This window comes from Thioalkalivibrio sp. (assembly GCF_007692535.1).
Classification (GTDB): Bacteria; Pseudomonadota; Gammaproteobacteria; order Ectothiorhodospirales; family Ectothiorhodospiraceae; genus Thioalkalivibrio.
The window spans coordinates 1-7,404 of sequence record NZ_REBW01000083.1 but is presented as its reverse complement, the minus strand read 5'-3'; the positions used below and the strand labels follow the sequence as shown (position 1 = coordinate 7,404).

Genomic DNA, 7,404 nt, shown 5'->3' with positions numbered 1-7,404 from the left:
CGAGGCCATGAGAGTTAGGCCCGCCGCGCGGTCGCCCGGGCGTCAAAACTTCGTTGTTGCGACTGCGTACGGCCGGCCCGGGTGGCGGAATCCTGCCGCGGCAACGCCGCCACACGACCCGAATCGCATTTCAAGTAATTGAAATCAAACAATCCCTGCACATGGCACGTCTGTTGCTTTGGATTCGGCAGACACGTTTTTCGAGGTGCAATGGGTATGTCCCTCTCGTTCGACAAGGCACTGGGTATCCACGCCGATGCATTGCAGGTGCGCTCACGCCGCCTGGAGCTGCTGGCCTCCAATCTGGCCAATGCGGACACCCCGAATTACAAGGCGCGGGACATCGACTTTCGTGCGGCCCTGGGCCATGCGCAACAGGGGCAGAGCGTGACGATGACCCGCACCCATTCGGCCCACCAGTCCGTGGGCATGCCCGGTCTGGGGATGGAGCCGCAGTACCGCGTGCCCAGCCAGCCTTCGCTGGATGGCAACACGGTGGATGCGCAGATGGAACAGGCGGCCTTTTCCCAGAACGCCGTCCAGTACCAGGCGAGCCTGGATTTTCTCAACGCCCGTTTTCGTGGTCTGCGTACCGCCCTGAAGGGAGAGTAAGAAGCCATGAGCAATCTTTTCAAGCTCTTCGATGTCTCGGGATCCGCGCTCAGCGCCCAGTCGGTCCGCCTCAATGCCGTGGCCAGCAACATGGCCAATGCCCAGGTGGTCAGCGGCAGCCCCGAGCAGGCGTATCGGGCCAAGCACCCGGTCTTCGCCTCGGTACTGCAAGGGGTCGGACCCAATGCCACCGCCACGCCAGTGCAGGTGGTCGGGGTGATGGAAAGCCAGGCGGAAGCACGGGCGGAATACGCGCCGAATCATCCGCTGGCCGACGAGCAGGGCTATGTCTACAAGCCGAACGTCAACGTGGTGGAGGAGATGGCCAACATGATCTCCGCCTCCCGTTCCTACCAGAACAACGTGGAAGTGATGAACACCACGAAGCAACTCCTGCTGCGCACGTTGCAGCTGGGGCAGCAGTAATGGCGAAGAGGAGAGCTTCATGAACGGGATTGACTCGGACCTTCTGGCCAATCTGGGCTTAACGAGCGAGCAGGCCTCACCGGAGAAGAACAAGGACCGGCTGGGGCAGGACGATTTCCTGAAGTTGATGACCACACAACTCCAGAACCAGGATCCGTTCAAGCCCATGGAGAGTGGCGAGTTCCTGGGTCAGTTGGCGCAGTTCGGAACGGTCTCGGGCATCGAGGACCTGCAGAAATCGTTCAAGGGGCTGAGCCAGTCGATCTACTCGGGGCAAGCCCTTCAGGCTGCGGGGCTGGTGGACCGCAAGGTCATGGTTCCGGTGGACATGTCGGTGCTGGATCCGGAGCAGGGCCAACGGGGCGCAGCCGAGCTGTCGTCCTCAACGAATGATCTCGTGATCGGCGTGTACGACCAGTCCGGTTCGCTTGTGCGCCGCATGCCGCTGGGGCCGCGCAGCGCGGGGCTGGCGGAGTTCCGGTGGGACGGCCGTGACGAATCGGGAAACATCGCCTCTCCCGGTATTTATGAGTTCCGGGCCGAGGCCCACGGAGCAGGACGTACCGAGGCCCTGGAGGTGTTCCTGGCTGCCAGAGTGGAGAGCGTCTCTGTGGGGAACCGGGATGGTTCGCTGACGCTTCAGGTGGAGGGGTTGGGTGAGATCGACTTTTCCAAGGTAAGACAGATCGGCTGAAAGGGTCTGCGCGACCCTCGGGCCATGGCGCATTGCAAAGGAGATAGGACATGCCATTTCGTACAGCATTGAGCGGTTTGAACGCCGCATCCGCGGATCTTCGTGTCACCGGCAACAACATCGCGAACTCGGGCACCGTCGGTTTCAAGGAGTCTCGGGCCGAGTTTTCCGACGTCTTCGCCCAATCCTACGGCGGCATCAGTCAGACGGCGGTCGGGTCGGGGGTCCGCCTGTCTGCAGTCACGCAACAGTTCGGTCAGGGCAACATCGACTTCACTGGCAACAATCTCGACCTGGCCCTGAACGGCCAAGGTTTCTTCGTGCTGAACGACGGAGGCACGCAGGTCTACAGCCGCGCCGGCGCGTTCAAGGTCGACCGCGAGGGTTACATGGTCAATTCCGAGGCGAAGCGGCTGCAGGTCTACCCTCCGCAGGACACCACCGGGACCAAGTTCAATACCGGATTGGTGGATGACCTCCGGCTGTCCACCTCGGAGGCTCCGCCGAAAGCCACGGCTGAAGTGAGTGCGCGTCTCAACCTGAACGCCAACGCGGAAGCGATCGATGCGGCCGCGACCCCCTTCGATAAGGACGACCCCGGTACCTTCCACAACTCCACCTCGGTGACCGTGTACGACTCGTTGGGCCAGGCCCACACGGCCACGATGTATTTCGCGAACCGCGGACCTTTGCAATGGGATTCGCACCTGAGCATCGAGGGGCAGGATGTCGGAGTGGCCCAATCCTTGACCTTCAATGCTGACGGATCGTTGGCGGATCCGACCGCAGCGATCAATTACGGCTCGTTCAGCCCGGGGAACGGTGCCGAGGATCTCAATATCGAGTTTGATCTCCGTGAAGCCACTCAATATGGCGCGTCCTTCAACGTAAGCAGCCTGAATCAGGATGGTTTCACCACGGGGCGCCTGAACGGTATCGACATCGATGCCACCGGTGTTGTGTTCGCGCGTTTCACCAACGGCCAGGCCGTGTCGCTCGGCAAGGTGGCGCTGGCCAACTTCGCCAACCCCCAGGGTCTGCAGCAGTTGGGTGACAACGCCTGGGGCGAGGCCTTCGGCGCCGGTGAGGTGATCCTGGGGCAGGCCGACACGGGCAACTTTGGCCTGATCCAGTCGGGAGGGCTCGAGACTTCCAACGTTGATATCGCGCAGCAGCTGGTGAACCTGATCACCGCGCAGCGCAACTTCCAGGCGAACGCCCAGGTGATCTCCACGGCCGACACGATCACCCAGACCATCATCAATATCCGGTAAGCGGGGTAAACGACGATGGATCGCATGCTCTACGTCGCAATGTCCGGGGCCAAGGAAACGGCCCTGGCCCAGGCGCGCAACACCCATAATCTGGCCAACGCCAGCACCACCGGCTTCAAGGCTTCCCTGGATGCCTTCGCCAGCAGGCCGGTGACCGGGTCGGGCCACGACACCCGCACCTACGCGGTGACGGAGGACATGCGGGTGGACCTCAGCCCCGGCCCGCTGCAGGCGACCGGGCGCGATCTGGACGTGGCGTTGCAGGGTGAGGGCTGGATTGCGGTCCTGGCCCCGGATGGAGGCGAGGCCTACACCCGGGCCGGCGACCTGCAGGTCGACTCCGTCGGCCTGCTGACAACGGGCACCGGCCTGCCGGTGCTCGGAGACGGCGGTCCGATCGCGGTGCCGCCGTTCCAGACCCTGGAGATCGGCAGCGACGGCACCATCAGCATCCGGCCGCTGGGCCAGGAGGCCAATACGCTGGCGCAGGTGGACCGTATCAAGCTGGTCAACCCCGATCCCGCCGAGCTGGTGCGGGGCGAGGATGGCCTGATCCGGCACGTACAGCGGCTGGAGCAGCCCCCGGACGCGGGCGTGAACCTGGTGAACGGCATGCTGGAGTCGAGCAACGTGAACACGGTGGAGGCCATGGTCCGGATGATCGACCTGGCCCGGCATTTCGAGATGCAGGTGAAGATGATGAAGACCGCCGAGGACAACGACGCGGCTTCGGCCAGCCTGCTGCGCCTCTCGTAGACGGCGCTGCGATTTTGAAGTTTTGACAAGGGGATGTACCCATGAACAAGGCCCTGTGGATCGCCAAGACCGGACTGGATGCGCAGCAGACGCGCATGTCCGTGGTCTCGAACAATCTGGCCAACGTCAACACGACCGGCTTCAAGAAGAGCCGGGCGGTGTTCGAGGATCTCATCTACCAGACGGTGCGGCAGGCGGGTGCGCAGTCGGCGCAGAACACCGAACTGCCCTCCGGCCTGATGCTGGGCACCGGCGTGCGTACCGTGGCCACCGAGAAGATGTTCACCCAGGGCAATTTGACACAGACCGACAACTCGCTCGACGTGGCCATCCAGGGCCGGGGGTTCTTCGAGATCCTGATGCCGGACGGCAGCCTGGGGTACACCCGCGACGGCAGCTTCCAGCTGAACAGCGAGGGCCAGATGGTGACCTCCAGTGGCTATGAGGTGCAGCCGGGCATCGTGATCCCGGAGGGCACCCTGAGCATCACCGTCGCCGAGGACGGGACCGTCAGTGCCCAGGTGGCCGGCAACGTCGGGCCCGTCGAGGTCGGTGCGCTGCAGCTGGCCGACTTCATCAACCCTGCCGGATTGCAGCCCGTCGGCCAGAACCTGTTCACCGAGACCGCGGCGAGCGGGGCTCCGCAGACCGGTACTCCCGGTCTCGACGGCAGGGGTTCGCTGATCCAGGGCTTCCTCGAGGGCTCCAACGTGAACACCGTCGAGGAGCTGGTCAACATGATCGAGACCCAGCGGGCCTACGAAATGAACTCCAAGGCGATCTCCACCGCCGATCAGATGCTCCAGTACGTGAACAACAACCTCGGCCGATAGGCGAGCACGGAAAGGACGGTGCCACGATGGATATGTTGAGACATGTTGACCCCAGGCTCCTTGCAGCATTGCTGCTGCCGGTCCTGCTTGGGGCCTGTGCGGGTGGCCCGCACGGCGTCGTGCGCGGGGACGATCCGGCGTTCATACCCGTTGCGCCCGCGGCGCCGGTACCGCCGGAGCACAACAATGGCGCCATCTTCCAGGTGAGCCAGAACGGAGGCCTGTTCAGCGACGACAAGGCCCACCGTGTCGGCGACATCCTCACCGTTCGCCTGGCGGAACGCACCCAGGCCCGCAAGTCCGCGAACACGAGCAGCAGCAAGGAAAGCAGTGTGGAAATACCGAGTCCGACCATTTTCGGCGGCGGCGTGACGGTCAACGGTCGGCCCGTCCTCAACAACGCGATCGATGGCACGCGAAGCTTTGGCGGACGGGGTGACAGCGCCCAGAGCAACCAGCTGGACGGCAACATCACCGTGACGGTGGCTGAGGTGCTTTCCAACGGCAACCTGGTGATTCAGGGAGAGAAGTGGATCCGCATCAACCAGGGCGAGGAGTACATCCGTCTGCAGGGCGTGGTACGGCCGGTGGACATCCGCGCCGACAACACCGTGCTGTCGACACAGATCGCCAATGCCCAGGTTGCCTATGGCGGCAGCGGGACACTGGCGGACAGCAACAGCCCCGGGTGGCTGACACGTTTCTTCAACAGCCCCATCTGGCCCTTCTGAGGAGCACGGCGGCATGTTCAGACATTCATTGACGCAATGGGCTTCGCGATCCCTGCCGTGGCTGCTTGCCGTGGCCCTGGTGCTGCCCCTTTCCAGCGTTCCGGTTTCGTCCCACGGCTCCGAGCGGGTCAAGGACCTCGCCTCGGTCGGCGGCGTACGCAACAACCAGCTGGTCGGCTACGGCCTCGTGGTGGGCCTCGACGGCACCGGTGACCGCACCACCCAGGCGCCGTTCACGGTGCAGAGCCTGAAGAACATGCTGGGCCGGCTCGGCGTGACCGTGCCTCCGGACGTGAATCCCCAGCTGCGCAACGTGGCGGCGGTGATGATCCACACGGATCTCCCGCCCTTCGCGAAGCCGGGACAGACCATCGACATCACGGTGTCCTCCATCGGCAACGCCAGCAGTCTGCGTGGCGGCTCCCTGCTGATGACCCCGCTGAAGGGTGCGGACGGGCAGACCTACGCCATGGCCCAGGGCAATCTCGTCGTCGGCGGGCTGGGTGCCGAGGGCCGTGACGGCTCGCGGATCAGCGTGAACGTGCCCAGCGCCGGCCGCATTCCCAACGGCGCGACCGTCGAGCGCGAAGTGCCGAGCGCCTTTGCGCAGGGCGACAGCGTGAAGCTGCACCTGCATCGCTTCGATTTCACCACCGCCAACCGCCTTTCCGACGCGATCAACGACACCCTCGGCAACGGCACCGCCAGTGCCGAGGACGGCTCCACCGTTCGCATCCGCGCTCCGGTCGATCCCGGCCAGCGCGTGGCCTTCGTTTCCATCCTGGAGAACATCCGGGTCCAGCCGGGGGCGCCGCCTGCCAAGGTGATCGTGAACTCCCGGACCGGCACGGTCGTGATCGGCAGCAACGTCACGGTCACGGCGGCGGCGGTGAGCCACGGCAGCCTGACGGTGACCATCACCGAATCCTTCGACGTATCGCAACCGGCCCCCCTGGCCCGCGGCGAGACCGTGGTCACGCCGCGCACCGAGATCGAGATTGCCGAGGAGCTGAATCCCATGTTCCTGTTCGGCCCCGGCGTCACCCTGGACGAGATCGTGCGCGCGGTGAACCGCGTCGGCGCGGCGCCGGGCGACCTGGTGGCCATTCTCGAGGCCCTGCGCGAGGCGGGCGCGCTGCGCGCCCAGCTGATCGTGATCTAGCCGGAGCCGGGAGCCGCCGATGAACGCCGACGTGTCAGGAGTCTACAACTACGCCGACTTCCAGGGCTTCTCCGACCTGCGCCGCCTGGCGCGGGAGGAGTCCCCGGAAGCCGCGGACACGGCGGCCCGGCAGTTCGAGGCCCTGTTCATCCAGATGATGCTGAAGAGCATGCGCGACGCGATGCCCGTCGACAGCGGCATGGACGGCGACCAGACGAAGTTCTACCGGGAGATGTTCGACCAGCAGATCGCCCTGGAGATGTCACGCGGCGAGGGCATCGGCCTGCGCGAATCGATGCTGCGGGAACTGGCGCCGGGGATGGTCCAGCCGGCCGGCGCCGCCGAACTGCGGATGCCCGAGCACCGGTTGCCGGTGCGCGCTTCCCGCCCGGCCTCCGTCGCCAGCGGGCAGGCGCCTGCCCCCGCGGCCGGCACCGGATCTTCAGCGGCCGCAACATGGCGGCCCGAGTCACCCCAGGCCTTCATCCAGGAACTCTGGCCGCATGCGGAGAAGGCCGGAGCGAGGCTGGGGGTCGCACCGGAGGTGCTGCTCGCCCAGTCCGCGCTGGAAACCGGTTGGGGCCGGCACGTGATCCCGCGGCCCGACGGCTCGAGCAGCTACAACCTCTTCGGCATCAAGGCCGACGCCGGCTGGGGCGGGTCCCGGGTGCAGGTGAACACGCTCGAATACGTGAACGGAATACCGGAGCAACAGCGCGCGGCGTTCCGCGCCTACGACAGTCCGGCCGAGAGCTTCGCCGACTACGTCGACTTCCTGCAGCGCAACCCCCGCTACCGGGAGGCGCTGGCGCAGGCCCCGGATACCGAGGGCTTCCTGCGCGGCCTGCAGGAGGCGGGCTATGCGACCGACCCGGTCTACGCGGACAAGATCCTCGACATCCTGAGCCGGGGCACG

General features: G+C 65.2%; 9 protein-coding genes. All 9 read left to right on the top strand.

What is annotated here, in order from left to right; genetic code table 11:
• The first annotated feature begins 216 nt into the window (after positions 1-216).
• Positions 217-612, top strand: a complete 396-nt coding sequence (gene flgB / locus EA346_RS03350; protein ID WP_296755623.1) for a flagellar basal body rod protein FlgB — start codon at positions 217-219, stop codon at positions 610-612.
• Between the two features lie 6 nt (positions 613-618).
• Positions 619-1,038, top strand: coding sequence for a flagellar basal body rod protein FlgC (gene flgC / locus EA346_RS03345; protein WP_296755622.1), 420 nt, complete (start codon positions 619-621; stop codon positions 1,036-1,038).
• Between the two features lie 19 nt (positions 1,039-1,057).
• On the top strand, positions 1,058-1,732 hold the full coding sequence (locus EA346_RS03340; RefSeq protein ID WP_296755620.1) for a flagellar hook assembly protein FlgD: 675 nt from the start codon (positions 1,058-1,060) through the stop codon (positions 1,730-1,732).
• 50 nt (positions 1,733-1,782) lie between these two features.
• Complete coding sequence (gene flgE, locus EA346_RS03335; protein ID WP_296755619.1) at positions 1,783-3,006, top strand: flagellar hook protein FlgE; 1,224 nt, start codon at positions 1,783-1,785, stop codon at positions 3,004-3,006.
• Between the two features lie 15 nt (positions 3,007-3,021).
• Positions 3,022-3,762, top strand: a complete 741-nt coding sequence (gene flgF, locus EA346_RS03330) for a flagellar basal-body rod protein FlgF (protein ID WP_296755617.1) — start codon at positions 3,022-3,024, stop codon at positions 3,760-3,762.
• Between the two features lie 41 nt (positions 3,763-3,803).
• Positions 3,804-4,595 carry a flagellar basal-body rod protein FlgG gene (gene flgG, locus EA346_RS03325; RefSeq protein ID WP_296755616.1) on the top strand — a complete coding sequence of 264 codons (792 nt, stop codon included), beginning with the start codon at positions 3,804-3,806 and terminating at the stop codon, positions 4,593-4,595.
• 26 nt (positions 4,596-4,621) lie between these two features.
• A complete protein-coding gene (gene flgH, locus EA346_RS03320; RefSeq protein WP_296755614.1) occupies positions 4,622-5,326 on the top strand; it encodes a flagellar basal body L-ring protein FlgH in 705 nt (234 codons plus the stop codon).
• 28 nt (positions 5,327-5,354) lie between these two features.
• Entirely contained in the window at positions 5,355-6,488 is a 1,134-nt protein-coding gene (locus tag EA346_RS03315; protein ID WP_296755624.1) for a flagellar basal body P-ring protein FlgI, read from the top strand.
• Positions 6,489-6,507: 19 nt separating this feature from the next.
• Positions 6,508-7,404 (top strand): flagellar assembly peptidoglycan hydrolase FlgJ (gene flgJ / locus EA346_RS03310; protein ID WP_296755612.1); only part of this gene is annotated, 897 nt, incomplete at its 3' end.

Coding starts and splice junctions, on each gene's coding strand:
- flgB (WP_296755623.1), top strand. CDS start 217: ATGTCCCTCTCGTTCGACAAGGCACTGGGTATCCACGCCGATGCATTG.
- flgC (WP_296755622.1), top strand. CDS start 619: ATGAGCAATCTTTTCAAGCTCTTCGATGTCTCGGGATCCGCGCTCAGC.
- EA346_RS03340 (WP_296755620.1), top strand. CDS start 1,058: ATGAACGGGATTGACTCGGACCTTCTGGCCAATCTGGGCTTAACGAGC.
- flgE (WP_296755619.1), top strand. CDS start 1,783: ATGCCATTTCGTACAGCATTGAGCGGTTTGAACGCCGCATCCGCGGAT.
- flgF (WP_296755617.1), top strand. CDS start 3,022: ATGGATCGCATGCTCTACGTCGCAATGTCCGGGGCCAAGGAAACGGCC.
- flgG (WP_296755616.1), top strand. CDS start 3,804: ATGAACAAGGCCCTGTGGATCGCCAAGACCGGACTGGATGCGCAGCAG.
- flgH (WP_296755614.1), top strand. CDS start 4,622: ATGGATATGTTGAGACATGTTGACCCCAGGCTCCTTGCAGCATTGCTG.